26 protein-coding genes and 1 other annotated feature are annotated in these 24,243 nt (G+C 55.8%); of the genes, 9 read left to right on the plus strand and 17 right to left on the minus strand.

The window, feature by feature from the left end:
* The first annotated feature begins 30 nt into the window (after positions 1-30).
* Positions 31-984 (plus strand): helix-turn-helix domain-containing GNAT family N-acetyltransferase, encoded by a 954-nt coding sequence (locus tag B498_RS03960; RefSeq protein ID WP_008502793.1) that lies wholly within the window; start codon positions 31-33, stop codon positions 982-984.
* Positions 985-1,025: 41 nt separating this feature from the next.
* Here the strand turns inward: B498_RS03960 and B498_RS03955 are convergent, their stop codons facing one another.
* Entirely contained in the window at positions 1,026-1,322 is a 297-nt protein-coding gene (locus B498_RS03955) for a YciI family protein (protein ID WP_008502794.1), read from the minus strand.
* Positions 1,323-1,542: 220 nt separating this feature from the next.
* Between B498_RS03955 and tonB the strand changes: the two genes are divergently transcribed.
* Positions 1,543-2,265 (plus strand): TonB system transport protein TonB, encoded by a 723-nt coding sequence (tonB, locus tag B498_RS03950; protein ID WP_023617069.1) that lies wholly within the window; start codon positions 1,543-1,545, stop codon positions 2,263-2,265.
* A 36-nt stretch (positions 2,266-2,301) separates the two neighbouring features.
* On the opposite strand, the gene yciA is transcribed toward tonB, so the two are convergent.
* The 4 genes from yciA to B498_RS03930 form a co-directional block, all read right to left on the minus strand.
* A complete protein-coding gene (yciA, locus tag B498_RS03945) occupies positions 2,302-2,697 on the minus strand; it encodes an acyl-CoA thioester hydrolase YciA (protein ID WP_008502796.1) in 396 nt (131 codons plus the stop codon).
* Positions 2,698-2,801: 104 nt separating this feature from the next.
* A complete protein-coding gene (locus tag B498_RS03940) occupies positions 2,802-3,341 on the minus strand; it encodes a septation protein A (RefSeq protein WP_008502797.1) in 540 nt (179 codons plus the stop codon).
* 55 nt (positions 3,342-3,396) lie between these two features.
* On the minus strand, positions 3,397-4,140 hold the full coding sequence (locus B498_RS03935; protein ID WP_008502798.1) for a YciC family protein: 744 nt from the start codon (positions 4,138-4,140) through the stop codon (positions 3,397-3,399).
* 25 nt (positions 4,141-4,165) lie between these two features.
* A complete protein-coding gene (locus tag B498_RS03930) occupies positions 4,166-4,570 on the minus strand; it encodes a YkgJ family cysteine cluster protein (RefSeq protein WP_008502799.1) in 405 nt (134 codons plus the stop codon).
* Positions 4,571-4,852: 282 nt separating this feature from the next.
* Here B498_RS03930 and ompW point away from each other — a divergent pair, with 282 nt between their 5' ends.
* Entirely contained in the window at positions 4,853-5,485 is a 633-nt protein-coding gene (gene ompW, locus B498_RS03925) for an outer membrane protein OmpW (RefSeq protein ID WP_008502800.1), read from the plus strand.
* A gap of 46 nt (positions 5,486-5,531) precedes the next feature.
* Here ompW and B498_RS22560 read toward each other — a convergent pair whose 3' ends face one another.
* From B498_RS22560 to trpL, 9 genes are all read right to left on the minus strand, one after another.
* Positions 5,532-5,870 carry a hypothetical protein gene (locus tag B498_RS22560; RefSeq protein WP_071530987.1) on the minus strand — a complete coding sequence of 113 codons (339 nt, stop codon included), beginning with the start codon at positions 5,868-5,870 and terminating at the stop codon, positions 5,532-5,534.
* 126 nt (positions 5,871-5,996) lie between these two features.
* Positions 5,997-6,230: a sulfurtransferase-like selenium metabolism protein YedF gene (gene yedF, locus B498_RS03915; RefSeq protein WP_003856774.1), complete on the minus strand. Its 234-nt coding sequence runs from the start codon at positions 6,228-6,230 to the stop codon at positions 5,997-5,999.
* Positions 6,227-7,438, minus strand: a complete 1,212-nt coding sequence (gene yedE, locus B498_RS03910; protein WP_008502802.1) for a selenium metabolism membrane protein YedE/FdhT — start codon at positions 7,436-7,438, stop codon at positions 6,227-6,229. Before yedE ends, yedF begins: the two co-directional genes overlap by 4 nt.
* Positions 7,439-7,619: 181 nt before the next feature.
* Positions 7,620-8,429: a tryptophan synthase subunit alpha gene (gene trpA, locus B498_RS03905; RefSeq protein ID WP_008502803.1), complete on the minus strand. Its 810-nt coding sequence runs from the start codon at positions 8,427-8,429 to the stop codon at positions 7,620-7,622.
* Positions 8,429-9,622, minus strand: coding sequence for a tryptophan synthase subunit beta (trpB, locus tag B498_RS03900; RefSeq protein WP_008502804.1), 1,194 nt, complete (start codon positions 9,620-9,622; stop codon positions 8,429-8,431). The genes trpA and trpB overlap by 1 nt, the downstream gene beginning before the upstream one ends.
* 10 nt (positions 9,623-9,632) lie before the next feature.
* Entirely contained in the window at positions 9,633-10,991 is a 1,359-nt protein-coding gene (trpCF, locus tag B498_RS03895; protein WP_008502805.1) for a bifunctional indole-3-glycerol-phosphate synthase TrpC/phosphoribosylanthranilate isomerase TrpF, read from the minus strand.
* Between the two features lie 3 nt (positions 10,992-10,994).
* A complete protein-coding gene (gene trpD, locus B498_RS03890) occupies positions 10,995-12,590 on the minus strand; it encodes a bifunctional anthranilate synthase glutamate amidotransferase component TrpG/anthranilate phosphoribosyltransferase TrpD (RefSeq protein ID WP_008502806.1) in 1,596 nt (531 codons plus the stop codon).
* Entirely contained in the window at positions 12,590-14,152 is a 1,563-nt protein-coding gene (locus B498_RS03885) for an anthranilate synthase component 1 (protein ID WP_008502807.1), read from the minus strand. Before B498_RS03885 ends, trpD begins: the two co-directional genes overlap by 1 nt.
* Before the next feature lie 25 nt (positions 14,153-14,177).
* Positions 14,178-14,271 (minus strand) — a sequence feature (Trp leader region).
* Complete coding sequence (trpL, locus tag B498_RS23535) at positions 14,248-14,292, minus strand: trp operon leader peptide (protein WP_106993556.1); 45 nt, start codon at positions 14,290-14,292, stop codon at positions 14,248-14,250. (Overlaps the previous feature by 24 nt.)
* A 139-nt stretch (positions 14,293-14,431) precedes the next feature.
* Here trpL and rnm point away from each other — a divergent pair, with 139 nt between their 5' ends.
* The 3 genes from rnm to rluB all read left to right on the plus strand — a co-directional run bounded on the left by rnm (position 14,432) and on the right by rluB (position 16,902).
* Positions 14,432-15,313: an RNase RNM gene (gene rnm / locus B498_RS03880; RefSeq protein ID WP_032623059.1), complete on the plus strand. Its 882-nt coding sequence runs from the start codon at positions 14,432-14,434 to the stop codon at positions 15,311-15,313.
* Positions 15,310-15,930 (plus strand): L-threonylcarbamoyladenylate synthase, encoded by a 621-nt coding sequence (locus tag B498_RS03875; RefSeq protein ID WP_003856793.1) that lies wholly within the window; start codon positions 15,310-15,312, stop codon positions 15,928-15,930. The genes rnm and B498_RS03875 overlap by 4 nt, the downstream gene beginning before the upstream one ends.
* Before the next feature lie 96 nt (positions 15,931-16,026).
* Positions 16,027-16,902, plus strand: coding sequence for a 23S rRNA pseudouridine(2605) synthase RluB (gene rluB / locus B498_RS03870; protein ID WP_008502809.1), 876 nt, complete (start codon positions 16,027-16,029; stop codon positions 16,900-16,902).
* Between the two features lie 35 nt (positions 16,903-16,937).
* On the opposite strand, the gene cobO is transcribed toward rluB, so the two are convergent.
* Both cobO and B498_RS03860 read right to left on the minus strand, forming a co-directional pair.
* Positions 16,938-17,528 (minus strand): cob(I)yrinic acid a,c-diamide adenosyltransferase, encoded by a 591-nt coding sequence (cobO, locus tag B498_RS03865; RefSeq protein ID WP_008502810.1) that lies wholly within the window; start codon positions 17,526-17,528, stop codon positions 16,938-16,940.
* Entirely contained in the window at positions 17,525-18,286 is a 762-nt protein-coding gene (locus B498_RS03860; RefSeq protein WP_008502811.1) for a YciK family oxidoreductase, read from the minus strand. The genes cobO and B498_RS03860 overlap by 4 nt, the downstream gene beginning before the upstream one ends.
* A gap of 251 nt (positions 18,287-18,537) precedes the next feature.
* Between B498_RS03860 and sohB the strand changes: the two genes are divergently transcribed.
* Positions 18,538-19,584 (plus strand): protease SohB, encoded by a 1,047-nt coding sequence (sohB, locus tag B498_RS03855; protein WP_008502812.1) that lies wholly within the window; start codon positions 18,538-18,540, stop codon positions 19,582-19,584.
* Between the two features lie 34 nt (positions 19,585-19,618).
* Here the strand turns inward: sohB and B498_RS03850 are convergent, their stop codons facing one another.
* Positions 19,619-19,870 (minus strand): YciN family protein, encoded by a 252-nt coding sequence (locus B498_RS03850; RefSeq protein WP_003856804.1) that lies wholly within the window; start codon positions 19,868-19,870, stop codon positions 19,619-19,621.
* 399 nt (positions 19,871-20,269) lie between these two features.
* Here B498_RS03850 and topA point away from each other — a divergent pair, with 399 nt between their 5' ends.
* Together topA and cysB are read left to right on the plus strand one after the other, a co-directional pair.
* Positions 20,270-22,867 (plus strand): type I DNA topoisomerase, encoded by a 2,598-nt coding sequence (gene topA / locus B498_RS03845; RefSeq protein ID WP_008502813.1) that lies wholly within the window; start codon positions 20,270-20,272, stop codon positions 22,865-22,867.
* 187 nt (positions 22,868-23,054) lie between these two features.
* Positions 23,055-24,029, plus strand: coding sequence for an HTH-type transcriptional regulator CysB (cysB, locus tag B498_RS03840; RefSeq protein ID WP_008502814.1), 975 nt, complete (start codon positions 23,055-23,057; stop codon positions 24,027-24,029).
* Positions 24,030-24,243 lie beyond the last annotated feature (214 nt).

Genomic DNA, 24,243 nt, shown 5'->3' on the forward strand with positions numbered 1-24,243 from the left:
TATAGTACAACTAAATGGTGAGGACATAACATGCACAGCGAAACCCCGGTAGTCAGTGTTATTCGACGTTCCTCGCGCCTGATGGTGCGAGAGTTAGGTTTTATGGGTTCTACCCTGGCCTCAAAGAATTACTCGCCTTCGGCCGTCCATACTCTGGTCGAAATTGCCCTACGAAAAGAGATGACGGCGAGTCAGCTGGTACAGCTGCTGGGCCTGGAAAAGTCCAGCGTCAGCCGGATGCTGGCTCGCCTGATTGCCGCAGGCGAACTCGAGGAGGTCATTTCTACCGAGGATGCGAGAGCAAAGAGCCTCAGGCTGACCGCGAAAGGTCACGAGACGGTCAGCAAAATTAATGCCTTCAGCAATGAGCGCGTGGTCACAGCAATAAAGCGTCTTGCTCCTGCCCAGCAGCTGACCATTTCTGAGGGTCTCTCCCTTTATGCCAACGCGCTGCTGGCGTGTCGGGAGGTGGGCAACGATATGCAGCCCGATGAGCTGAAGATAGTGCAGGGGTATATCCCGGGCATGATTGGCCGTCTCGCGGAGATGCATGGCAGTTATTATTCGCGGGAGCATAATTTTGGTCGCTTCTTCGAGGCCAAAGTGGCTTCGGGGCTGGCTGAGTTTAGTGAAAGACTGGAGAAGCCCTGTAACCAGATTTGGCTGGCAGTGCTCAACGACAAAATTGTCGGCTCGGTGGCGATCGATGGCGAGGATCTGGCGCCGGGTGAAGCCCATCTTCGCTGGTTTATTCTTGATGATGGCTGCCGGGGGCACGGCGTGGGGAAAAAACTGCTGAATGAAGCGATGCGGTTCTGCGACAGCGCCGGTTTTTCAGCTGTGCACCTCTGGACGTTCAATAAGCTGACCGCCGCCAGGCGTCTGTACGAGTCGTATGGGTTTACGCTGGTAAAAGAGTGGGAAGGCGATCAGTGGGGAAGCCTTATTACAGAGCAGCAGTTTACCCGACACAGAGATGCGTAATCGCCACCCTAAAAAAGGCTCCTTTCGGAGCCGCTTTGGTATCAGAACACTTTTTTATACGGCCTCACCGTCACTTTTGCATACACGCCCGCTGCAACGTACGGGTCTGCGTCAGCCCAGGCCTGAGCGGCTTCCTGGGATTCAAACTCAGCAATGACCGTGGAGCCGGAGAAACCGGCAGCACCCGGATCGTTGCTGTCTACTGCAGGCATGGGGCCAGCGGTCAGTAATCGGCCTTCATCCTGAAGCAACTGCAAACGTGCCAGATGCGCAGGGCGCACAGACTGGCGTTTTTCGAGCGAATCAGCAACATCTTCAGAGTAAATCACGTAAAACACGGCGAAGCTCCTTAACCGGTAAAAGTGTCAGTTACGTTATGTGAAAGGGCAAACGACTGCAATGTAAAATAAAAACAATGTTAATACCCTGATCTGTATGCGCCTTTTTTGGCCTCTCGGGCGCTAAAGTTGCGCCAGAGCAAAGTGTCTTATTGAATATGATTGCTATTTGCATTTAAAATCAGGGTTCGGTTTTTTAACGTTGATGACTATGACTTCGATGACCCTTGATTTACCTCGCCGCTTTCCCTGGCCGACGCTGCTTTCTGTCGTGATTCACGGTGCCGTTGTGGCGGGTCTGCTGTATACCTCGGTTCATCAGGTTATTGAAATGCCCGCGCCCGCGCAGCCGATTTCGGTGACGATGGTCTCGCCAGCGGATCTTGAACCGCCGCAGGTTGCCCCTCCGCCGCCACAGCCCGTGGCTGAACCGGAGCCAGAACCCGAGCCCGTTCCGGAGCCGCCAAAGGAAGCCCCGGTGGTGATCCACAAACCTGAACCGAAGCCAAAACCTAAGCCGAAGCCAAAGCCGGTGAAGAAGGTCGAGGAGCGTCCGAAACGCGAGGAACGTCCGGTTGAACCGCGCGCGACCCAGCCGGTCGAAAATGCAGCGCCTTCACGTCCGGTGATGAACAATACGGCAACGACGTCAAAGCCAACCGTAACCGCACCAGCGGGCCCGCGCGCCGTAAGCCGCAATCAGCCTCAGTATCCGGCGCGAGCTCAGGCCTTGCGTATCGAAGGGCGCGTACGGGTGAAATTTGACGTCACTGCGGATGGCCGCGTGGATAACGTGGAAATCTTGTCTGCGCAACCTTCTAATATGTTTGAGCGCGAAGTGAAATCTGCCATGCGCAGATGGCGCTATGAGCCAGGCAAGCCGGGCAGCGGATTGATCGTCAATATTGTTTTCCGCCTGAACGGCGGGGCGCAGATGGAATAAAAAAAGCCTCCGAAAGGAGGCTTTTTTGCCTGTCGATCAGGCCTGTGGAAGTTGACGAGGTTTACCCTCGCTGTCCACGGCAACATAAATAAACAGCGCTTCAGTGGCCTTATAGCGTTGCCCAATCGGCTCAGAAGAGACTTTCTTCACCCAGACTTCGATGTTGATGGAAATGGAGGTATTACCGCGCTTCACGCAGCGCGCGTAGCAGCAAACCACATCACCCACCGCAACCGGGCGCAGGAAGGTCATGCCGTCCACTCTCACGGTGACCACGCGCCCGTGGGCAATCTCTTTTGCCAGAATTGCGCCGCCCATATCCATCTGCGACATCAGCCAGCCGCCAAAAATATCGCCATTGGCATTGGTGTCAGCGGGCATTGCCAGTGTGCGTAAAACCAGTTCGCCCTGAGGGGCGTTAGTTGTTGTCATTGTTTTAACTCGTAACGGAAGACTTCAGGCGGGATGCTACTATGATTCGCGTGCGGAGAGAATAGACCAGAACGCCCGTCGTTGACGTTCTGGTCAGTCAGTAATCAGTGGTTGTCGTCCTGCGGCATATGACGATAGATGTATACGCCGCTTAACAGCGTGAAGATAAGCGTCAGCGCGGTCAGGCCAAAGACCTTAAAGTTGACCCAGATATCCTGCGGCAGCCAGAAGGCAATATAGATGTTAGCGAGACCACAGAGAATAAAGAAGATTGCCCAGGCGGTATTCAGACGCGACCAGACCACCTGCGGCAGCGTTAGTTCTTTACCTAACATGCTCTGGATCAGGGGTTTTTTCATGAACCATTGACTGAACAATAGCGCTGCTGCAAACAACGCATAAATAACAGTCACCTTCCACTTAATAAATTCAACATCATGCAAGGCAATGGTCAATCCACCGAACACCGCTACTAAAACGAACGTGATAAGCGCCATTTTTTCGACTTTGCGATAGCGAATCCAGCTGTAGATCAGCACAACGGCGGTCACGACGATTAACGCTTTTGTTGCAGCAAAAATGTCGTACAACTTATAGACAGCGAAAAACACCGCGAGCGGTAAAAAATCAAGAAACTGCTTCATTCTGTGATTCCATCTTCTGAGCGGGGCGGGAGACAGCGATGCCCCCGCCTCGGGATTACTGACGAATTAACATGTACAGGCGGAACAGATAGACGAGCAGTACCGCTGAAATGAGATTGCTCAGCGTATTCGCCACCACGGCGCCGACGTTAGGCGTTAATACCGCAAAATTCGGTGCAAACAATAACAGCAGCGTTTTGGCCAGCAGCCAGCCGATCACGGCGGGCGCCACCAGACGCATACTAGCCCATGCCAGTCTGATGCTGCTGCGCATCGCGGTAAAAATTCCCATCTTATCCTGCACAATCATCACCGGCGCAAATGCGAGCACGATAGCCAGTAAAACGCCCGGCACCACGACCAGCATAATCCCCATTTGCACCAGCATCGTGGTTAAAAAGATCAGGATAAACAGCTTAGGTAAGACCGGTGCACTCGCCCCAATCGCGCGTAAGGCGCTGACGCGGTGACCCGCCGATACCAGCTGAATCATCAGCAAAACGCCGCCCGCCAGAATTGCATTACCAATCAGGCCTGAGAACGTCGAAGCGGCAGAGGCGCGCAGCAGAATTTGCTGCTGCTCCGGCGTCATGTTTTGCACCAGCTCAAACAATCCCACGCTACCCGCAAGATGGTCGCCCTGGCTCAGGCTGGCAATCTGTTCTTCACTCGGTGAGAAGGCATGGCCCAGCACCACCGTGATAAAGGCGCAAAGCAACGCGATCAGTAAAAAGGTAATGAACTGATTGCGGAAAAAGTTTCCCGTGTCACGGTAGACAGACTTCGCCGTGATAGACATGCACTCTCCTTGAGTATTGCAGGTGTTAATTAGCCGGCAATTGTACACCGGATGCACCTGCTGTGGCAGCATCAAGGCTTGTATGGAAAAGCATATCTTTGTAAAGCGGCGGTAATCCAACCCGCGCGCGGGCGCGGTTACAGGCTTCGTTGACCTGGCCATCTTCCCCCGACATGGCAAATTCCCGGCACGGGCTGGGGCGATCCTCATAGATGGAACATCGGGTCGAGACCCCAGGCTCACCCTGTAGCGCCACACAGCGGGCCTGCTTTTGGTTCGTGCCGCTCATGCAGCGCAAAAAGGGGGTTAACGGCTCGGTAAGATGAACCGGAACGCTACCACCGCCATCGCTGGCTTCGGCCCAGTAGAAAGAGACTCGAAAATACGCACAACAGGCTCCGCACGTCATGCACGGGTTGATATCACTCATGGCACACCTGCAAAAGAAGAACGCATCAAATCAATTTGTGAGAGCGATAAATTATCCAGCCGCCAGAGGAAGAGCAAGAGGGGGAAAAGGGAAAATTTTGTAACCGTGAAATGCCAAAAATTGACATGGAAACAACTTATTGGTTTTGAGTGCGTAACAAAAAATTAATCCAGATCAATGAATGTTAAGTTACTGGTTTTAATGTGATCTGTGGCAGATCACTTATTACTCTTTTGTGAGTATATTCTCATCCGCGATTAAAACCACAACGATGGAGCGGATATGAAAAAATTAGCGGTGGCAGCCCTTGTATTAAGCAGTCTCTCTGGCGGCGCGTATGCGCATGAAGCAGGCGAATTCTTTATTCGTGCCGGTTCGGCTACGGCTCGCCCAACTGAAGGTTCGGATAACGTGCTGGGAATGGGCGGTTTTAACGTCAGTAATAACACCCAGTTAGGTTTAACTTTCACCTATATGGCGACGGATAACGTGGGCGTTGAGCTTCTGGCCGCAACGCCGTTCCGTCATCGCGTGGGCCTCGGGCCAACCGGTGATATCGCCACGGTTCACCATTTACCGCCAACGCTGATGGCGCAGTGGTACTTCGGCGACTCAAGCAGCAAGGTGCGTCCATATATTGGCGCCGGTGTGAACTACACCACCTTCTTTGATGAGAAATTCAACGATACCGGTAAAGAGGCGGGTCTGACGGATCTCAGCCTGAAAGATTCGTGGGGCATGGCGGGGCAGGTTGGCCTGGATTATCTGATTAACCGCGACTGGCTGATCAACGCCTCGGTCTGGTATATGGATATTGATACGGACGTACGCTTCAAGGCGGGCGGCCAGCAGCAAAGTATCAGCACTCGTCTGGATCCGTGGGTGTTTATGTTCTCTGCGGGTTATCGCTTCTGATTCCCCGTCAAACTGGCCACAGGGTGGCCAGTTTGCTTTGCTCACGTCAAAACGACGGATAAACCGGCCGCTCATCGAGCTTTACGCAGTGCCTCAGGATCGTTTCCCCATCATATAAATAGCTGAAAGCGTCGCTGGATACGGAATGGAAGAGAATATCGCCGTTGGCAAACGGGATCATTTCGGTATCACCCGCACGTTTATGCCCCGCACCGGTTTCAAAATGGCCGCGCCACCGTTCCTGAGTGTGGTCATAAACGTGCAGAATAACCTCGACAAGTCCTCTTTGCGGACAATTAAGACGCAGGAAAGTAGAAGAGAAATTCAGGGACAGCGCGTGGAAGGGAATCAATAAGGCGAAGACCAGTAAAGCTCGTAAATACATCAAACCGCGAAAACCTCCTTCAAAAGGGAAATGAGATTTTACTTAAGTCAAAAATCGCGTTTTTGCCGTGGATCAAGATGTCTTATAATTCAATACGATAAAGGCCCCTGACGAGGCCCTTAGCGATCATTTTTGAATCAGATAGCGAATGGTTGGGCCATCCTGCTGGATATCCAGCACCGTATAACCGTGGTTTTTCGCATCCAGCGGTATGTTGTTGATGGACTGCGGGCAGTCGCTGACCACCTCCAGAATTTCACCTTTCTTAAGCTGCGGCAGCGCTTCAAGCGTAGCCACCGCCGGATATGGACAGGGCTCGCCAACCATATCCAGACGATAATCAGGCACGATCTCTTTCATGCTGCATTCTCCTGCGTTTCTGTTTTAACGCCCGCACGGCGGAAGAAACGTCTCTCCTGTGCGACGACCAGTAAAAAAGCGACCAACAGCAGGGCGTAGGTGACGAGCAGGCCGCCGAGAGGTCCGAAGGTATTCAGCAGGTTGACCTTGTCCCAGCGGGTGGCCAGGACGGGAGACACGTCATCCCAGCAGTACGCCAGGATCGTCGAGCCAATCACATTGCCCAGCCCCACCCACCAGTAGTGCACCTGGCCTTCCACGGCGCGATACATCCAGCCGGTTTCACACCCGCCAGCCAGCACGATCCCGAAGCCAAACAGCAGGCCGCCAATGACCGCGTTAGGACCGGCCCACATGATTTTCGGTTCGACGCCCAGTTGGACATAGCTGAAGATGCCGATGGCGCTGACCGCCATCCCGGCGATAATCGCCTTCGCCATCATCGTGCGCCCGGTGATCCACATATCGCGAAACGCGGAGGTAAAGCAGATCTGCGCGCGTTCAATGAGCAGACCAAAACCCACACCGAACAGCATCGCCAGACCGAGCTTAGGCTGGTTCAAGGCGGTGCAGAGCGCCCATGCCACCATGGCGAAAAAGACCAGCATTCCGAGGCGGAAACGGCGGCGGGCCTGAGAGGGCTTCTGGGTTAACGGAGATGCTGCGCTGACTTTTGTCATTTTCACTGGAATACGAAACAGCGGCAGCAGGGTGAATTTTGCGCCAAAGTAAGAGCCGATGGCCGTGGCGACGGCAAAGAACCAGGCGTGAAGCGAAAACTGCGGGATCCCGGTAAAGAAGGCGGCAAGGTTACACCCCATCGCCAGACGCGCGCCGAAACCGGCAATCATGCCGCCGACAACCGCCTGCAAAATGCGGATCCGGCTTTTGGGCATACGCAACTTAACGTTATTTGCCCACAGCGCGGCCGCGAAACAGCCGCCGAACATGCCGATAATCATCATCCCGTCGATGCGGGTAAGCGGGGTGCCGTCGAGGTGGATGAGCTTAAAGTATCCCCACTCTTCGGCATGCACGCCAGCGAGTTGCAGCAATTGACCACCCCAGCGGGTGAACTCGCCGGTCACGGCCCAGAAGGTGCCGGTAATGCCAAAATAATAAGTAGAGAGAATGCCTGCCGCGATAACGGCCGGAACGGGTGACCAGAACTTAACCAGGTAAGCCTGTTTGAAGGATTGCCATGACATGAATAAGCCTCTGAACTCAGAAGGATTAAAGCTAAAAAAGAGTCCAGATCATACGCTCACACGACAGTTTGAAAAGCCATTCACACCGAAAATATCGATAGGATCAATTTTGACGTAATCCTTTGTTGAAGGCGGGGAAGAAAGGCTAACCGTCTGGCAGGGATGCCAGACGGTGGAGGGGTCAGACTTTACGCGTCGCCGCCTTCATGGCGGTCACAAACGCCTTCAGCTCGGCCAGCATCTGCTCGGGCTTGTCCACGTTCTTCTCGATGATCTTCACAATCGCAGAGCCGGAAATGGCACCCGCGGCCTTCGCGTCAATCGCCGCGGTGACCTGATCCGGAGATGAGATCCCGAAGCCCTGCAGCGGCGGCGCGGCATGGTACTCGGCCAGCTTTTCCACCAGATGATGCAGCGGCAGGGTCGCTTTATTCTCGGCACCGGTCACGCCTGCGCGGGAGAGCAGGTACGTGTAACCGCGCCCGTAAGAGGCTATCTGGCGCAGCAGTGTGTCATCGGCGTTCGGCGGGCAGATGAAAATCGGGGCGACGTTGTGACGCATCGCCGCCTGGCGGAACGGCGCGGACTCCTCGACCGGCACGTCGGCGACCAGAACAGAGTCGACGCCCACGCGGGCGCACTCGGCGTAAAATTCATCGATACCGCGGTTGAACACGAGGTTGGCGTACATCAGCAGGCCAATCGGGATAGTGGGGTGCTTCTGACGGATCGCCGCCAGCATTTCGAAGCACTGGGTTGGCGTCACGCCCGAAGCAAACGCGCGCAGCGTCGCATTCTGGATAGTCGGGCCATCCGCCAGCGGGTCAGAGAACGGGATCCCCAGCTCCAGCGCATCGGCACCGGCTTCAATCAGGGTGTCGATGATCTTCAGCGACTGTTCTGGGCCCGGATCGCCCAGGGTGACGAAGGGAACGAACGCGCCTTCCTGGCGGGATTTCAGTTCTGCAAATACGTTATCGTAGCGTTCCATCAGATTTCCCCTCGTGCTTTCAGAATATCGTGAACGGTGAAGATATCTTTGTCACCGCGTCCGGAAAGGTTGACCACCAGCAGCTGCTCTTTTTCCGGATTGTCTTTCATCATTTTCAGCGCATGGGCCAGAGCGTGCGAAGATTCCAGCGCCGGGATGATCCCTTCGCTGCGGCACAGCGTTTTGAACGCTTCCAGCGCTTCGTCATCGGTAATGGAGACATAGTCCGCACGACCGGTGCTGTTCAGATAGGCGTGCTGCGGCCCGACGGATGGGAAGTCGAGGCCAGCGGAGATAGAGTAAGACTCTTCAATCTGGCCTTCATCGGTCTGCATCATCGGGGATTTCATGCCGAAGTAGATCCCCACGCGGCCATGCTTCAGCGGCGCGCCGTGTTCACCCGATTCAATGCCGTGACCCGCAGGCTCGACGCCAATCAGACCCACGCGGGTGTCGTCGATAAAGTCTGCGAACATGCCGATGGCGTTTGACCCGCCGCCGACGCAGGCGATGACCGCATCCGGCAGGCGACCCTCTTTTTCGAGGATCTGCGCTTTGGTCTCTTCCCCGATCATGCGCTGGAACTCACGCACGATGGTCGGGAACGGGTGCGGACCCGCCGCGGTACCGAGCATATAGTGCGCGGTTTCGTAGCTGCCAGACCAGTCGCGCAGCGCTTCGTTACAGGCATCCTTCAGCGTCGCGGATCCGCTGTGCACCGGGATCACTTCCGCACCCATCAGACGCATACGGAAAACGTTTGGAGACTGACGCTCAACGTCTTTCGCCCCCATATAGATGCGGCATTTCAGGCCGAGCAGGGCGCTGGCGAGCGCCGAGGCCACGCCGTGCTGGCCTGCGCCGGTTTCGGCGATGATTTCGGTTTTGCCCATACGCTTCGCAAGCAGCGCCTGGCCCAGCACCTGGTTAGTCTTGTGCGCGCCGCCGTGCAGCAGGTCTTCACGCTTAAGATACAGCGTGGTTTTCGTGCCTTCCGTCAGATTGCGGCATTTGGTCAGGGCCGTTGGGCGGCCTGCATAGTTTTTCAGCAGGTCGGTAAATTCAGCCTGAAACGCCGGATCCTTCTGCGCGCTCACAAACGCTTCTTCCAGCTGGCGCAGCGCGGGCATCAGGATTTGCGGGACGTACATCCCGCCGAACTCACCAAAATACGGGTTAAGTAATGTCGTCATCTTCTCTTCCTTAATATGCACGCAGAGTTTTAAAAACCGAGGCCAGTTTGCTGGCATCTTTACTACCCGGCTGGGACTCTACGCCTGAATTGAAATCGAGGCCTGCGCAGCCGGTTTTCGCGGCTTCTACACAGTTATCCGGGCTTAATCCGCCCGCCAGCAGAACGTTGTCCAGCTTTTCGCCGTTCAGCAGGGACCAGTCAAAACGCTGGCCGGTTCCGCCCTGACCGTTATCGAGAACGTATTTATCCACGTGGTTCAGGTTACGCGGGGGCAACGTATCGTCAACGCGTTGCGCTTTCCAGATCTGTACCTGCGGCGCCAGCGTGGCGCGCAGGGCATCGATATAGGCCTGATCTTCATCGCCGTGAAGCTGCACCGCGCTCAGGGATAACGCGTCGGCTTTTTCAACCACCTCGGCGATATCCGCATTGCGGAACACGCCAACATAGCTGAGTGGTGCCGCGGCGATGACCTTACGCGCCTGCTCTTCGCTGACCGCGCGAGGAGAGGAGTCCACAAAAATCAGCCCGCCATAAATCGCTCCGGCTTCATACGCGGCCTGGGCGTCCTGTTCGCGGGTTAAACCGCAGACTTTGTTCTCACCCAGCAGCACGCGACGTACTGCCGCATTGAGATCGTCATGTTCCATCATGGCGGAGCCAATCAGGAAACCGTTGGCGAAGTGGCTCAGCTCGCGCACCTGGGCGTAGCTGTTAATGCCGGATTCGCTGATGACCGTGACGCCAGATCCCAGACGCGGCGCCAGCTGGCGCGTGCGGTTCAGGTCAATGGACAGGTCACGCAGATCGCGGTTGTTAATGCCGACCACTTTGGCTTCCAGCGCAATCGCGCGCTCCAGCTCCTCTTCATTACTCACTTCGGTCAGCACGCCCATTTTCAGGCTGTGCGCGACGGCAGAAAGCTGGCGATACTGCTCGTCGTCAAGCACCGAGAGCATCAGCAGGCAGGCGTCGGCCTGGTAAAAGCGCGCCAGCCAGATCTGATACGGGTCGATAATAAAGTCTTTGCACAGGATCGGCTGCGGCGCGATGCCGCTGACGATCGGCAGAAAATCGAAGCTGCCCTGAAAATATTTCTCATCCGTCAGCACGGAGATAGCGGACGCATGATGCTTATAAATGCCGGCAATGCGCGCCGGGTCGAAATCGTCACGGATAACGCCTTTGGACGGGGACGCTTTTTTGCACTCAAGAATAAACGCGGTGCGCGCACCCTGCAGGGCGTCATAGAAACGACGGCTGCTCGGGACGACGTCATTCTGGAAACTGGCAAGCGGCTGCTGTTGCTTGCGGGCTTCCACCCAGATGGCCTTATCGGCAACGATTTTCGCTAAAACGGTCTGCATTCTTTACCCTCTTGCCGCAAGTGCGGTAACGCGATCGTAAGCTGCACCGGAGCGCAGTACATCCAGAACTTTTTGAACGTTGGCCTTCAGGTCTTCCTCGCCGTGCAAACGCATCAGCATGGCGACGTTGGCGGCAACGGCGGCCTCATGGGCGACCTCTCCCTTACCTTGTAATAAGCGCGTCAGAATGTCACGGTTTTCTTCCGGGGTACCGCCTGCCAGCGCTTCCTGGTGATACGGAGTTAAACCAAAGTCAGCGGCTTCGAGCTGGTAGCTCAGGATTTCACCGTCGCGCAGTTCGGCTACCAGCGTCGGGGCATGCAGAGACACTTCATCCATTCCGCCGCTGTGCACCACGGCGGCACGCTGGTAACCCAGCACGCGCAGGGTCTCGGCAATCGGCAGGACCAGTTCCGGACTGTAGACACCGATGAGCGCCAGCGGCGGATGGGCCGGGTTGATCAGCGGGCCGAGCACGTTAAACAGCGTGCGGGTTTTCAGCTGCTGACGAACCGGCATTGCGTGGCGGAAACCGGTGTGATACTTCGGCGCAAACAGGAAGCATACGCCCAGGTCATCCAGCGCTTCACGGGAACGTTCGGCGTTCATATCGAGATTAATGCCGAATGCCGCGAGCAAATCAGACGAGCCCGACCGGCTGGAAACGCTGCGGTTACCGTGCTTCGCCACCTTCAGGCCACACGCTGCGGCCACAAAGGCGCTGGCGGTTGAAATATTGATACTGTTGCTGCCGTCACCGCCGGTGCCGACGATATCGGCAAACGGATAGTCCGGGCGCGGGAACGGGGCGGCATTTTCCAGCAGGGCCGTGGCGGCACCGGCGATCTCCTGCGGGCTTTCACCGCGGACCTTCATGCTCACCAGCGCGGCTGCGAGCTGTTCCGGCTTCAGCTCGCCGCGAACCACGGCGGAGAAGAGCTGGTGGCTCTCCTGCTGGCTCAGGGTTTGTGCCTGGTACAGTTTTTCCAGAATCGGCTGCAGGGTGTTGGTCTGCTCCAGCTTCTGTAACGCCCAGTCCAGGGTTTGTTCCAGCAGGCGGGCGCCGTGGGAGGTCAGGATGGATTCCGGATGGAACTGCATCCCGCAGACGCGATCCGCGTCGTGACGTACCGCCATCACCATCCCTTCAAACGAGGCGTTGATGGTCAGCCCGGCGGGAATGTTGCTGCCGACCAGCGAGTGGTAGCGCGCGACCGGAAGCGGATTCGGCAGTCCGGCAAACATTGCCTGGCCGTCATGTTCGATGCTGGACGCTTTACCGTGGAGGATTTCACCTGCCTGGCCAACGTAGCCGCCGTAGGCTTCCACAATCGCCTGATGGCCGAGACAGATGCCGATAATCGGCAGCTTGCCGCGCATGCGGGTCAGCAGCTCCGGCATACAGCCCGCTTCGCTCGGTGCGCCTGGCCCGGGGGAGAGCATCAGCACCGGGTTTTGCATGGTTGCCAGACGGTCAATCAGGGTCTGCGCCGGGACGTGGTTGCGGTAGATAACGACGTTGTGACCATTCGCACGCAGCTGATCTGCCAGGTTATAGGTAAAGGAGTCGATGTTATCGAGCAGCAGAATGTCAGCCATCAGAAAATCTCCTGTGCGTGATGTGCGGTAGCGATGGCGCGCAATACCGCGCGTGCTTTACTGCGGGTTTCGTCAGCTTCAGACTGCGGAACAGAGTCAAGAACAATCCCGGCGCCGGCCTGAACGGTGGCAATACCGTCTTCGACATAGGCGGAGCGGATCACGATGCAGGTATCGAGGTCACCGTGGGCCGTAAAATAGCCCACCGCGCCGCCGTAGCTGCCGCGACGGCGTCCTTCGGCGGCGGCAATCAGCTGCATGGCACGTACTTTCGGCGCACCGCTCAGGGTGCCCATGTTCATGCAGGCGCGGTAGGCGTGCAGCACGTCGAGGTCGTGGCGCAGCTCGCCCACCACGCGGGAGACCAGGTGCATCACGAATGAATAGCGGTCGACTTTAGTCAGGTCCGCCACGTAGCGGCTGCCTGGGGTGCAAATACGAGCCAGATCGTTACGCGCCAGGTCAACCAGCATCAGGTGCTCGGAGAGCTCTTTATGGTCGGTGCGCATTTCCAGCTCGATGCGGCTGTCGAGATCGCGATCCAGCGAGCCGTCTGCGCGACGTCCGCGCGGACGGGTTCCGGCGATCGGGTAGATCTCAATCTGGCGGCTGGTGGCGTCATATTTCAGCGAACTTTCCGGCGAGGCGCCGAACAGCGTGAAGTCGTTGTCCTGCATAAAGAACATGTACGGGCTGGGGTTGCTCTTTTTCAGCACGTCGTAAGCGGCCAGCGGGGACGGGCAGGGCAGAGAGAAGCGACGGGAAGGCACGACCTGGAAAATTTCCCCGGCGCGAATCGCCTTTTGCATCTGGCGAACCACGGCACCGTACTGATCGTCGGTCTGGTTCACATCGCAGGTCATTTTTTCCACGCGCTGCACCGGTAGCGCAGGCGGCGCTTCCGTCATTTGCTGCTGCAGTTGGGCAATGCGGTGCTCCAGACGGGTTTTCTCAGCGCCAGAAGGCGTGAACAGGCTGGCCTGAATGCGGGTGTACTGTTTCTGATGGTCGATCACCAGCAGGGTTTCGGCCAGATAGAAACAGTAGTCCGGGCAGCGATTGCCCTGCTCGGTTTCCGGCAAATCTTCAAATCCCGCGACCAGGTCGTAAGCAAACAGCCCGCCAAAGAACATCGCTTCACGCTCATCGTGCGGAACGGTGACCAGGTTTTGCAGCAGGCGGAAGGCATCAAAGACGGACAGGGAACAGAGGCGCGCGTCTTCATCTAACAGTTGGCTAACCGGCGGGAAATGCAGAATGCGCATTTCCGGATGACGCTCGTTTTCGATGCCTGAAGGCAGGGCGGCATCCAGCAGCGGCAGCAGCGATGCGCCATTGTCTGACAAAGCCTTAATAGTGACAGTGTCACCTAAGGCGGTAATGCGCAACGCGCTGTCGACCAGCAGAAGGCTTTTCAGATCGTCCTTGCTGTCGATGTCCGCAGATTCCAGCAGCAGCGTTGCCGGGCGAGCCCCGCACACCTGATGAAACAGCGCGGTCGGGTTGTGGCGATAGGCCGCCTCGCAGGTCAGCAATTCGAGATGGGGTTTGGCTGTTTGCATGTTGGTGTTCTCATTTATTCTGTTCAAAAAAAAGCCCGCTGAGTAGCGGGCGGGTATCTGTTTGCATTTCGCAGACGCGTGACACTGCCCGAAGATCAGGAAGTACGCCACCAGCCGTGCAGAGTGAAATGTGCTGTCATTTTCAGATACCTTTCTCGTGTGAACTTGCGTACTAGTTAACTAGTTCGATGGCGTGTTGTCAACCCTTGATTTCAGAATTTCACGTTAAGTCGGTATCATGGCGGTTTCGGATGTCTTCAACCTGTTATGGGAAGTGCTTTGAGCGATACCACCTACGCGATTATTTATGATTTACACAGCCATACTCAGGCCTCTGATGGCCTGCTGACACCCGAAGCCCTGGTTCATCGTGCCGTTGAAATGCGCATCGGCACGCTGGCGATAACCGATCACGATACGACGGATGCCATTCCGGCAGCGCGCGCCGAGATTGCCCGCTGCGGGCTGGCACTCAATCTGGTGTCCGGCGTCGAGATTTCGACCGTCTGGGAAAACCATGAGATTCATATCGTTGGCCTGAACATCGATATAGACCATCCGGCACTTATTGACTTTTTGCAAGAACAAAAAACGCGCCGCAACCAGCGCGCAGAGATGATCGGCGAGCGTCTGGAAAAGGCACATATTCCTGGCGCGCTGGAAGGTGCGCAAAAGCTGGCGAACGGCGGGGCGGTTACGCGCGGTCATTTCGCCCGTTTTCTGGTAGAGGCGGGTAAAGCCACGACGATGGCGGATGTCTTTAAAAAGTATCTGGCGCGCGGGAAAACCGGATACGTTCCGCCACAGTGGTGTACAATAAAACAAGCTATTGATGTGATTCATCATTCTGGCGGTAAGGCCGTGCTGGCCCATCCGGGGCGGTATAATCTTTCTGCTAAATGGCTGAAAAGGCTGCTGGCGCACTTTGCCGAAAACGGTGGAGAGGCGATGGAAGTCGCCCAGTGTCAGCAGGCACCCAACGAGCGCGCGCAGCTCGCGACCTATGCCCGACAGTACGGCCTGCTTGGCTCACAGGGTTCTGATTTCCATCAGCCCTGCGCCTGGATCGAACTGGGGCGCAAGCTCTGGCTGCCCGCTGGCGTTGAGCCGGTCTGGCAGCTCTGGGAACAGCCGCAGCAAATTGAAGAGAGGGAAGTATGAGTCAGTTTTTCTATATCCATCCGGATAACCCGCAGCCACGCCTGATTAACCAGGCCGTGGAGATCGTCCGCAAAGGCGGCGTGATTGTCTACCCGACCGATTCCGGCTACGCGCTGGGCTGCAAAATTGAAGATAAAGGGGCGATGGAACGCATTTGCCGTATTCGCCAGCTGCCGGACGGCCATAACTTTACCCTGATGTGCCGCGATCTCTCTGAGCTGTCGACCTATGCTTATGTCGATAACGTGGCGTTTCGCCTGATTAAGAACAACACGCCGGGCAACTACACCTTCATCCTGAAAGGAACGAAAGAGGTGCCGCGCCGTCTGCTGCAGGAAAAGCGTAAGACTATCGGCATGCGCGTGCCGTCGAACCCGATTGCGCAGGCGCTGCTGGAAACCCTCGGCGAACCGATGCTGTCTACCTCGCTGATGCTGCCCGGCAGCGAGTTTACCGAGTCCGATCCGGAAGAGATCAAAGATCGTCTGGAGAAGGTGGTCGAGCTGATTATTCACGGCGGTTATCTCGGCCAGCAGCCGACCACCGTGGTCGACTTAACCGAAGATGCACCGGAAGTGATTCGAGAAGGCGTGGGCGATGTAAAGCCTTTCTTGTAATGGTATAAGCAGATATACTACGCGGCCATCAAAGCAGGGCTCGGCCCTCTTTTGACCTGATTCGACGCCTGTGAAGGCGACACCTGAGGAAGCTCAATGAGCGAGAAGTTACAGAAAGTGCTGGCGCGTGCCGGCCACGGTTCACGCCGTGAAATCGAAGCCATTATTGAAGCGGGCCGCGTGAGTGTGGACGGTAAAATCGCCACGCTGGGTGACCGCGTAGAAATCGTACCGGGGCTGAAGATCCGCATCGACGGTCATCTTATCTCCGTGAAAGAGTCCGCTGAGCAGATCTGCCGCGTGCTGGCTTACTACAAGCCGGAAGGCGAGCTGTGTACCCGCAATGACCCGGAAGGTCGCCCGACGGTGTTTGACCGTCTGCCTAAACTGCGTGGCGCTCGCTGGATTGCCGTTGGCCGTCTGGACGTGAACACCTGCGGTCTGCTGCTGTTTACCACCGATGGTGAACTGGCAAACCGTCTGATGCATCCAAGCCGTGAAGTGGAACGTGAATACGCGGTGCGCGTGTTCGGCCAGGTTGATGAGAATAAACTGCGCGACCTGTCGCGTGGCGTTCAGCTGGAAGACGGTCCTGCGGCGTTCAAAACCATCAAATTTACCGGTGGGGAAGGCATCAACCAGTGGTATAACGTGACCCTGACCGAAGGCCGCAACCGCGAGGTGCGTCGTCTCTGGGAAGCGGTAGGCGTGCAGGTTAGCCGCCTGATCCGTGTCCGTTACGGCGACATCCTGCTGCCAAAAGGCCTGCCGCGTGGGGGTTATACCGAACTGGATCTGACCCAGACCAACTATCTGCGCGAGCTGGTCGGTCTGACGCCGGAAACCACCTCTAAAGTGGCGGTGGAAAAAGATCGTCGCCGCATGAAGGCGAACCAGATTCGCCGTGCGGTGAAGCGTCACAGCCAGGTGAGCAGCAACCGCCGCTCTGGCAGCCGTAATAACAACGGTTAATGTAAAAGCCCGGTGAAGATACCGGGCTTTATTCTTTAGTAATCAATCCCTATTTGCGCTTTGATGCCCGCATCAAACGCATGTTTAACCGGACGCAGCTCGCTGACGGTATCTGCCAGCTCCAGAATATCCCGATGACACCCGCGGCCCGTGATGATGACCGTCTGATGGGCGGGACGGTTTTTCAGGGCATTAAGCACGGCGTCCAGCGGCAAATAGTCGTAGGCGACCATATACGTGATCTCATCCAGCAGAACCATATTGAGTGAAGGATCGGCCAGCATTCTTTTAGCGTGCTCCCAGACGGCCAGACAGGCTGCGGTATCGGTTTCGCGGTTCTGAGTGTCCCACGTAAAGCCGGTCGCCATCACCTGGAACTCAACGCCGTGAGGCTCAAGCAGATTACGCTCGCCGTTAGGCCACTCACCTTTAATAAACTGGATAACGCCGACCTTCTGACCGTGGCCGACGGCGCGTGTCGCCGTGCCGAATGCGGCCGTGGTTTTCCCTTTGCCGTTGCCGGTAAAGACGATGACGATCCCGCGCTCGTCCTGAGCGGCCGCGACGCGCGCATCAACCTGTTCCTTCAGACGCTGCTGGCGCTGCTGATGACGTTCTTCACTCATTGCGAGATTCCTGGTTTACGGCCCGGCTGGGCGTCAAAGGTCATCCCGGTTTTGCGGCGGCTGTCGTCGCCCATCAGCCAGAGATAGAGCGGCATAATGTCTGCCGGCGTTTTCAGCTTCTGCGGGTCTTCCGTCGGGAAGGCGCTGGCGCGCATTTTGGTGCGCGTACCGCCCGGGTTAATGCAGTTTACTCGCAGATGGCGACTCTGGTACTCCTCTGCCAACACCTGCATCATGCCCTCGGTTGCGAATTTTGATACGGCATAAGCACCCCAGTTTGCGCGCCCCTCACGGCCTACGCTGGAGGAGGTGAACACCAGTGAACCCGAATCCGATTTGAGTAATAAAGGAAGGAGTGCCTGGGTCAGGAAAAACGTCCCGTTGACGTTGACCTGCATGACCTCCTGCCAGATCTCGGGATCCTGTTCATCCATCGGGCGAACTTCGCCAAGCAAGCCGGCATTATGCAGTACGCCGTCCAGGCGCGGGTAATGGGTGCTGATGCGGTGAGCAAGCTCCTGACATGACGCGGGCGTGCAGGTGAGCAGATCGAGCGTGTACCAGCGAGCAGGAATACCCCCTGCGGCTTCAATCTCCTGCGCCACCCCTTTAAGTTTTTCTTCGTTGCGGCCGGTCAGGATGACGCTCGCGCCATACTCAGCGTAGGTCAGCGCCGCTTCACGGCCAATCCCGTCGCTGGCCCCAGTGACAAGAATGATGCGGTTCTGCAGCAGATTTTTTTGCGGTTGATAATGCAAGGTGACTCCTCGGCGCACGGTGACTTAAACACGCCTTCTTTTGTGACTTTTCGGCTTTATGCCCGAATTCGCCTGATAATTCAATCAGTCTACAGGACGCATTGCTGTAAAATTAACAATTTGCAAATATTTAAACGCCAGACCGGGGATTCCTGAAGGCGCCTCGCAGAGGTAGTGTCACGAGCGAGACGCATGGGCAGGGGTGTTGTACACTGCCGTGAAAGATTCGTGGTTAAATCAAGGTGGAACGCGTGGAATTACTTTCTCAATATGGGTTGTTTTTGGCGAAAATCGCGACGGTGGTGATTGCCATTGCGGTGGTTGCCGTTCTGATTGTCAACCTGACGCAGCGCAAGCGTCAGCGTGGGGAGTTACGCATCACCCGCCTGAGCGAGCAGTATAAAGAGATGCAGGAAGAGATGTCTCTGGCGCTGCTTGACAGTCATCAACAGAAACTGTGGCTCAAAGCGCAGAAGAAAAAGCATAAACAGGAAGCCAAAGCGGCAAAGGCAAAGGCGAAGCTCAATACGCCACAGGATAAGGTCACGCCACGGGTTTACGTGCTCGATTTTAAAGGCAGCATGGATGCGCATGAAGTCGCGTCTTTGCGCGAAGAGGTCACTGCCGTGCTGGCCGTGGCGACGCCTCAGGACCAGGTCGTTGTACGCCTTGAAAGCCCGGGGGGCGTGGTGCACGGCTACGGCCTGGCGGCCTCTCAGCTGCAGCGCCTGCGTGAAAAACAGATCCCGCTGACCGTGGCCGTAGATAAAGTGGCGGCGAGTGGTGGCTACATGATGGCCTGCGTGGCGGACAAAATTGTGGCCGCACCGTTCTCGATTATTGGCTCGATCGGCGTGGTCGCACAGATCCCGAACTTTAACCGCTTCCTGAAAAATAAAGAGATTGATATCGAGCTTCACACCGCGGGTCAATACAAACGTACCCTGACGCTGCTGGGGGAAAACACGGAAGAAGGGCGCCAAAAATTCCGTGAGGATCTCAACGAAACACATCATCTCTTTAAAGACTTTGTGCACCGTATGCGCCCGACGCTGGACATTGAGCAGGTCGCAACGGGTGAGCACTGGTACGGCGTTCAGGCGCAGGAGAAAGGGCTGGTGGATGAAGTCGGAACCAGCGACGATCTGCTGCTCAACCTGATGGAAGGCCGGGAACTGGTGGGCGTCCGCTTTGCCCAGCGCAAGCGACTCCTTGACCGCTTTACCAACAGTGCGGCAGAAAGCGCGGACCGCCTGCTGCTCCGCTGGCTACAGCGTGGACAAAAACCGCTGCTGTAAACAAAAACGCGAGGCTTATGCCTCGCGTTTTGCGTTAATCGACCAGGTGATATTTCTCGGAAAGCGTATGTGCCAGGTATTTAAACATGTTAAACACGGCGGTGCTTTTCGGGGTCGGTAAGCCCTGTTCATCAAGGAAGTATTCGCCGCTGAAAACCAGCACGCCATTACGCTGCTCAACGCCGGTGGCTTCAATGCCTGCCAGCGTATCTTCATGGTCACGAATAAGCTTGTTTGCTTCGATAAGCAGAGAGGCTCGGTCAATAGGTTGGGTCGTATTCTGCATAATCCACTCCTTAAACAGTGACAATAGTCTACGCCGAGGGCGCTTTGGGGGCAAATTTTCCCTGTAATGTGAGGGGATAAGGTGCAGGGGCCTGGCTGGCAGGATTTGCTTTTGCATGCTAATAAAGTTGCGTAACGAATTTTATCAGGTAGAGTGTGCGCTTTCGTCATTCTGGCAACAGAATTGCTTGACATTCAACCGGGAATTCGTCACGAATTACACGAGATGTGAGAAAAATACCCGAGAACTCAATCACCTGGGCGTCTTTTCTTTAACGCCCGGTAAGACAAAGGGGTTGATATCTCCTGACGCAGTCGCAATATCATTGGCTCGTCGTCAGCGGAAGGGAAATCAACGTGCGGCGTATTCCTGGAAGAATTAAATTAGGTAAAGGTGAATATGGGTAAAGCTCTCGTCATCGTTGAGTCCCCGGCAAAAGCCAAAACGATCAATAAGTATCTGGGTAATGACTACGTGGTTAAGTCCAGCGTTGGTCATATCCGCGATTTGCCGACCAGTGGCTCAGCCAGCAAAAAGAGCGCAGACTCTACCTCCACCAAAGGGGCTAAAAAGCCTAAAAAGGATGAACGTAGCGCGCTTGTCAACCGCATGGGTGTTAACCCATGGCATAACTGGGATGCACAATATGAAGTGCTTCCAGGGAAAGAAAAAGTCGTTAACGAGCTGAAGCAGCTGGCTGAAAAAGCAGACCACATCTATCTCGCAACCGACCTTGACCGCGAAGGGGAAGCCATTGCGTGGCACCTGCGGGAAGTTATCGGGGGTGATGACAAACGCTACAGCCGCGTAGTGTTTAACGAAATTACGAAGAATGCGATTCGTCAGGCGTTTGAGAAGCCGGGCGAGCTAAACATCGACCGTGTTAACGCCCAGCAGGCGCGTCGCTTTATGGACCGCGTTGTGGGCTACATGGTTTCTCCACTGCTGTGGAAAAAGATTGCCCGTGGCCTGTCCGCAGGTCGTGTGCAATCCGTCGCCGTGCGTCTGGTCGTTGAGCGCGAGCGCGAAATTAAAGCCTTCGTGCCGGAAGAGTTCTGGGAAGTCGATGCCAGTGTGACCACGCCGGGCGGTGACGCTCTGCCGCTGCAGGTTACCCACCAGAACGATAAGCCTTTCCGCCCGGAAAACCGCGACCAGACCATGGCCGCCGTGGCGCTGCTGGAAAAGGCACGCTATCAGGTGCTGGAACGTGAAGACAAGCCGACCAGCAGCAAGCCTGGTGCGCCGTTTATCACCTCCACCCTGCAACAGGCGGCGAGCACCCGTCTGGGTTACGGCGTGAAGAAGACCATGATGATGGCCCAGCGCTTGTATGAAGCAGGTTACATCACCTACATGCGTACCGACTCAACCAACCTGAGTCAGGACGCGGTCAACATGGTGCGTGGCTACATCAGCGACAACTTCGGTAAGAAATACCTGCCGGAAAGCGCTAACCAGTTCGCCAGTAAAGAGAATTCTCAGGAAGCGCACGAAGCGATTCGTCCTTCTGACGTCTCTGTGCTGGCTGAATCGCTGAAAGATATGGAAGCCGACGCGCAGAAGCTGTATCAGCTGATCTGGCGTCAGTTCGTGGCGTGCCAGATGACCCCAGCCCAGTACGACTCCACCACGCTGACCGTTGGCGCGGGTGATTTCCGTCTCAAGGCGCGCGGTCGTATTCTGCGTTTCGACGGCTGGACGAAAGTGATGCCTGCGCTGCGTAAAGGTGATGAAGACCGAACGCTGCCTGCGGTGAACAAAGGTGATGAACTGTCTCTGGTTGAGCTGATCCCGGCTCAGCACTTCACCAAGCCACCGGCACGCTTCAGTGAAGCCTCCCTGGTAAAAGAGCTGGAAAAACGCGGTATTGGCCGTCCGTCGACCTACGCCTCAATTATCTCGACGATTCAGGATCGCGGTTACGTCCGTGTTGAAAACCGTCGTTTCTATGCGGAAAAAATGGGTGAGATCGTCACCGATCGTCTGGAAGCCAACTTCCGCGAGCTGATGAACTACGATTTCACCGCGCAAATGGAAGACAGTCTCGACCAGGTTGCCAGCCACCAGGCGGAATGGAAAAAGGTCCTCGACAGCTTCTTCAGCGACTTCACCGACCAGCTTGAAAAAGCGGAGAAAGACCCTGAAGAGGGCGGCATGCTGCCTAACCAGATGGTACTGACCAGCATCGACTGCCCAACCTGTGGCCGCAAGATGGGGATCCGTACTGCCACCACGGGCGTGTTCCTGGGCTGCTCCGGCTATGCGCTGTCGCCAAAAGAGCGCTGCAAAACCACCATCAACCTGGTGCCGGAGAACGAAGTTCTCAACGTGCTGGAAGGTGACGATGCGGAAACGAACGCTCTGCGTGCCAAGCGCCGCTGCAAAAAATGCGGCACGGCAATGGACAGCTACCTGATCGATCCAAAACGCAAGCTGCACGTGTGCGGTAATAACCCAACGTGTGACGGGTATGAGATCGAAGAGGGCGAGTTCCGCATTAAAGGCTATGACGGCCCGATTGTGGAGTGCGAAAAGTGTGGTTCTGAAATGCACCTGAAAATGGGACGTTTCGGTAAGTACATGGCCTGTACCAACGACGAATGTAAAAACACGCGCAAAATTCTGCGTAATGGTGAAGTGGCTCCGCCGAAGGAAGATCCGGTTCCGCTGCCAGAATTGCCGTGTGAGAAATCCGACGCGTACTTCGTGCTGCGTGACGGCGCGGCAGGTGTCTTCCTGGCCGCCAACACCTTCCCGAAATCGCGTGAAACCCGCGCGCCGCTGGTGGAAGAGCTATATCGCTTCCGCGATCGTCTGCCGGAGAAACTGCGTTATCTGGCCGATGCGCCGCAGCAGGATCCGGAAGGCAACAAAACCGTGGTGCGGTTTAGCCGTAAAACAAAGCAGCAGTATGTTGCGGCAGAGAAAGAGGGTAAAGCGACCGGATGGTCAGCCTTCTTTGTCGATGGCAAATGGGTTGAAGGCAAGAAATAATCTTCCCTAACCGTAACTTACCTGTAAAAGGGCCGGATTTCCGGCCCTTTTTTATTACCTTGTTATTATTTTTTGTTCCGTACTATACAGTCAGGCTATAAATGATATAGTGGTTATAGTTAACCTGTTTCTTATTATTAAATCGTCTTAAGCGATTGACCGCATGCGCTAAATCGGATGGTCTGGCATGAAATTACAGCAGCTTCGTTATATCGTTGAGGTGGTGAATCATAACCTTAACGTCTCTTCTACCGCCGAGGGGCTATATACCTCGCAACCGGGCATCAGCAAACAAGTTCGTATGCTGGAGGATGAGTTAGGCATTCAGATCTTCGCCCGCAGCGGTAAGCATCTCACTCAGGTGACGCCTGCAGGGCAGGAAATCATCCGCATTGCTCGTGAAGTCCTCTCTAAAGTCGATGCGATTAAGTCTGTGGCGGGGGAGCATACCTGGCCGGATAAAGGCTCGCTGTATATTGCCACGACGCATACTCAGGCGCGCTATGCGCTGCCCGGCGTGATCAAAGGCTTTATCGAGCGTTATCCTCGCGTCTCGTTGCATATGCACCAGGGCTCGCCAACGCAAATCGCTGAAGCCGTCTCTAAGGGGAATGCAGACTTTGCCATCGCCACCGAAGCGCTTCACCTGTATGACGATCTGGTGATGCTCCCTTGCTACCACTGGAACCGTTCTATTGTGGTGACCCCCGATCACCCCCTGGCGGGTAAAGGGTCGGTCACTATCGAAGAGTTGGCCCAGTATCCTCTGGTGACCTATACGTTTGGCTTTACCGGCCGGTCCGAGCTTGATACGGCATTTAACCGGGCAGGGTTAACGCCGCGCATTGTCTTTACCGCGACCGATGCGGACGTGATTAAGACCTATGTCCGGCTTGGATTGGGCGTGGGCGTCATCGCCAGCATGGCGGTCGATCCGGTGTCAGACCCTGACCTGGTGCGTCTTGATGCGCACGACGTTTTCAGCCATAGCACCACAAAAATTGGGTTCCGCCGCAGCACCTTCCTGCGCAGCTATATGTATGATTTTATTCAGCGCTTTGCCCCTCATTTAACGCGTGACGTGGTGGATACCGCCGTGGCATTACGCTCAAATGAAGATATTGAAGAGATGTTTAAAGACATCAAACTCCCCGAAAAATAATCACACCCGGTATCTTTCCCCCAGGGAAAGATACCGAAATAACGCCTCAAAGCTAAATTAGAATTATCATCATCTGCTTTCCCTGCCATATAATGTCATTAGCCATTTGCTTTGTAAGGTTTTAATGTCGTGAATTGGCGACAAAAGTAGAAACTAATTTACGCCTCCGCAAATTTTTCTTTTCAATAATTTATTTCTGGTCAAAAGATTGAAT

Source organism: Enterobacter sp. SST3 (genome assembly GCF_000286655.1).
Taxonomy (GTDB): Bacteria; Pseudomonadota; Gammaproteobacteria; order Enterobacterales; family Enterobacteriaceae; genus Enterobacter; species Enterobacter roggenkampii.

Coding starts and splice junctions, on each gene's coding strand:
- cysB (WP_008502814.1), top strand. CDS start 23,055: ATGAAATTACAGCAGCTTCGTTATATCGTTGAGGTGGTGAATCATAAC.
- B498_RS03940 (WP_008502797.1), bottom strand. CDS start 3,341: ATGAAGCAGTTTCTTGATTTTTTACCGCTCGCGGTGTTTTTCGCTGTC.
- ompW (WP_008502800.1), top strand. CDS start 4,853: ATGAAAAAATTAGCGGTGGCAGCCCTTGTATTAAGCAGTCTCTCTGGC.
- B498_RS22560 (WP_071530987.1), bottom strand. CDS start 5,870: ATGTATTTACGAGCTTTACTGGTCTTCGCCTTATTGATTCCCTTCCAC.
- B498_RS03850 (WP_003856804.1), bottom strand. CDS start 19,870: ATGCAGAATACGACCCAACCTATTGACCGAGCCTCTCTGCTTATCGAA.
- rluB (WP_008502809.1), top strand. CDS start 16,027: ATGAGCGAGAAGTTACAGAAAGTGCTGGCGCGTGCCGGCCACGGTTCA.
- yedF (WP_003856774.1), bottom strand. CDS start 6,230: ATGAAAGAGATCGTGCCTGATTATCGTCTGGATATGGTTGGCGAGCCC.
- trpA (WP_008502803.1), bottom strand. CDS start 8,429: ATGGAACGCTACGATAACGTATTTGCAGAACTGAAATCCCGCCAGGAA.
- trpD (WP_008502806.1), bottom strand. CDS start 12,590: ATGGCTGACATTCTGCTGCTCGATAACATCGACTCCTTTACCTATAAC.
- yedE (WP_008502802.1), bottom strand. CDS start 7,438: ATGTCATGGCAATCCTTCAAACAGGCTTACCTGGTTAAGTTCTGGTCA.
- B498_RS03935 (WP_008502798.1), bottom strand. CDS start 4,140: ATGTCTATCACGGCGAAGTCTGTCTACCGTGACACGGGAAACTTTTTC.
- trpB (WP_008502804.1), bottom strand. CDS start 9,622: ATGACGACATTACTTAACCCGTATTTTGGTGAGTTCGGCGGGATGTAC.
- B498_RS03875 (WP_003856793.1), top strand. CDS start 15,310: ATGAGTCAGTTTTTCTATATCCATCCGGATAACCCGCAGCCACGCCTG.
- tonB (WP_023617069.1), top strand. CDS start 1,543: ATGACCCTTGATTTACCTCGCCGCTTTCCCTGGCCGACGCTGCTTTCT.
- cobO (WP_008502810.1), bottom strand. CDS start 17,528: ATGAGTGAAGAACGTCATCAGCAGCGCCAGCAGCGTCTGAAGGAACAG.
- B498_RS03885 (WP_008502807.1), bottom strand. CDS start 14,152: ATGCAAACAGCCAAACCCCATCTCGAATTGCTGACCTGCGAGGCGGCC.
- B498_RS03930 (WP_008502799.1), bottom strand. CDS start 4,570: ATGAGTGATATCAACCCGTGCATGACGTGCGGAGCCTGTTGTGCGTAT.
- trpCF (WP_008502805.1), bottom strand. CDS start 10,991: ATGCAGACCGTTTTAGCGAAAATCGTTGCCGATAAGGCCATCTGGGTG.
- topA (WP_008502813.1), top strand. CDS start 20,270: ATGGGTAAAGCTCTCGTCATCGTTGAGTCCCCGGCAAAAGCCAAAACG.
- yciA (WP_008502796.1), bottom strand. CDS start 2,697: ATGACAACAACTAACGCCCCTCAGGGCGAACTGGTTTTACGCACACTG.
- B498_RS03960 (WP_008502793.1), top strand. CDS start 31: ATGCACAGCGAAACCCCGGTAGTCAGTGTTATTCGACGTTCCTCGCGC.